This is a genomic window from Gemmiger formicilis, assembly GCF_016901605.1.
Taxonomy (GTDB): Bacteria; Bacillota; Clostridia; order Oscillospirales; family Ruminococcaceae; genus Gemmiger; species Gemmiger formicilis_B.
Genome location: NZ_JACJKP010000454.1, coordinates 1 through 434, shown reverse-complemented (window position 1 = coordinate 434; position 434 = coordinate 1). Strand labels below are relative to the sequence as shown.

The following is a 434-nucleotide window of genomic DNA, read 5'->3' as shown; positions in this document are numbered from 1 at the left end:
GGATGGCCTGCTCTACCCGGAGGACATCCCAACCTTGCAGGAATATATCGGCTACTGCCTGATCCCCAGCAATAAGGGACAGCGGATGATGGTCATTAAGGGCAGCGGCGGCGAGGGAAAGTCACAGATCGGCGCTGTGCTGGGAACTTTGTTCGGCTCCAACATGAAGGACGGCAGCATCGGGAAAATATCCGAGAACCGTTTTGCACGTGCCGATTTGGAACATATCCTCCTGTGTGTGGATGACGATATGCGGATGGAGGCCCTTCGCCAGACCAACTATGTGAAATCCATCGTCACAGCCCAGGGCAAGATGGATTTGGAGCGCAAGGGCAAGCAGAGCTATCAGGGATGGATGTGCGCCCGGCTGCTGGCCTTCTCCAACGGAGATTTGCAGGCGCTGTTTGACCGGAGCGACGGATTTTATCGCCGCC

At 56.5% G+C, this 434-nt stretch carries 1 protein-coding gene; it reads left to right on the top strand.

Annotation, left to right across the window (positions count from 1 at the left end):
* Nucleotides 1-434: primase-helicase family protein (locus tag H6B10_RS15405; RefSeq protein WP_243427429.1), on the top strand; the 434-nt coding region annotated here is incomplete at both ends.